The 1,432-nt window shown below is 26.1% G+C and carries 2 protein-coding genes and 1 pseudogene; all 3 read left to right on the top strand.

Annotated elements, in window-relative coordinates; translation table 11 throughout:
* Positions 1–141: 141 nt before the first annotated feature.
* The 3 genes and pseudogenes from NSA58_RS20170 to NSA58_RS20160 all read left to right on the top strand — a co-directional run bounded on the left by NSA58_RS20170 (position 142) and on the right by NSA58_RS20160 (position 1,428).
* Positions 142–285, top strand: a complete 144-nt coding sequence (locus NSA58_RS20170) for a hypothetical protein (protein WP_257560931.1) — start codon at positions 142–144, stop codon at positions 283–285.
* Between the two features lie 34 nt (positions 286–319).
* Positions 320–803 (top strand): annotated as a pseudogene (locus NSA58_RS20165) (EcsC family protein).
* Positions 804–864: 61 nt separating this feature from the next.
* The gene (locus NSA58_RS20160) at positions 865–1,428 is read left to right on the top strand and encodes a restriction endonuclease subunit S (RefSeq protein WP_079764809.1); all 564 of its coding nucleotides are present in this window, start codon (positions 865–867) and stop codon (positions 1,426–1,428) included.
* Positions 1,429–1,432: the final 4 nt, after the last annotated feature.

Raw genomic sequence — 1,432 nt, 5'->3', positions numbered from 1 at the left:
TTATATAAATAAAAAGCAAAATAATTTAATGAAAAAGGATTTTAAAGAAATAGAAAAATTTTCTGAGACTATCATAAAAAAATAAATATAGATGATAAAATTGCTAAAGCAATTGAAACATCTATAATGGGATGCATGAACTTGGCTCAAGATGTAGTTACGTATACTTATGATAAAGAAAAGTCAATAAATAAATTGAAAGATAGTCAAATAAGAACGTTAGATGATTTATATAAAGCAGATATTACAGAGTTAAAGTCAATAGCTAAAGGTGTAATAAAATAAAATAATAGCTACATTAAAAGGTTTGGCTTTAGGAATGGTCGAATTAACAATGGTTATAGCAGATATACCATTATTTTTTGCTTTGACTTTTAGGATAATACAACAGATAGCATCTGTATACGGATATGATCCTGAAGATGAGAAAAAAATTGTTTATTATAAAATTAATGTCTTTTGGAAGTGCTATGGAGCCAGCAGGAAAACTATCAATACAAGCTGAGATATTAGCTATTAAAGCAGAGATAAAAAGATATACATTTAAACAAATGCAAGATATGGGAGGTAAATTTGCTGTAGTATTGACAGCTAGGCCAGCAGCAAAAAATTGTGGAAGCAGACTTACTAGAAATACACTTTTAAAAGGTGTGCCTCTTATTGGTGGTGCATTTGGAGCTACATTTAACTATGAATTTATAAACAAAATTGCTAATGTGACAAATAAAATAATTATAAGTAATAGTTTACAGGTATATGTACATACTGAAGTAAATTTTAGAAGACGAACAAATATATATTAGCAGACAAATAATGACATTAATATATAGCAATTTAATAAATATTAAGTTTTTTTAATTTTATATAGATTCATATTGGATAAAAACGGGAGAAATAATATGGAATGAGATCTATAATTCAGAGGAATATATAACAGATGAGAGGATTGAAAATGGTTATACAAAATTAATTCTAAAAGACACAGTATTAGTAGCAATGTGTGGCCAAGGGTTAATGAGAGGAAGGGCTAGTATATTAAGAAAGGAATGTGTAACAAATCAAGCTGTATGTTTATTGGTTCCAAGTGAAAAAATAAATTGTGAATTTTTATATTATTACTTTATGAAAAATTATTGCAAATTTAGACAATCAGCGAAGGGTGTTAATAAAGAAAATTTAAGAGGTAAGGTAATTGGTCAACTTAAAATAGAATTACCATTAATTAAAGAGCAGGTAGAAGTAGTTAGAATATTAAAAAGAGTATTAGGTGAAGAAAATATAATAAATGAAGTTATTGATATTGAGTATATGATAGAAAACATAACGAAATTTATACTTGCAAAAGCTTTTAGAGGTGAACTTGGAAGTAATAAATTAAATGAAAAAAGTAGTGTAGAAGTATTACAAGATATTTTAAATATAAAATAGATAA

This window comes from Terrisporobacter muris (genome assembly GCF_024621905.1).
GTDB classification, from domain to species: domain Bacteria; phylum Bacillota; class Clostridia; order Peptostreptococcales; family Peptostreptococcaceae; genus Terrisporobacter; species Terrisporobacter muris.
Note: the sequence above shows the minus strand (reverse complement) of the source record. Positions and strands in the feature narration are given on the sequence as shown.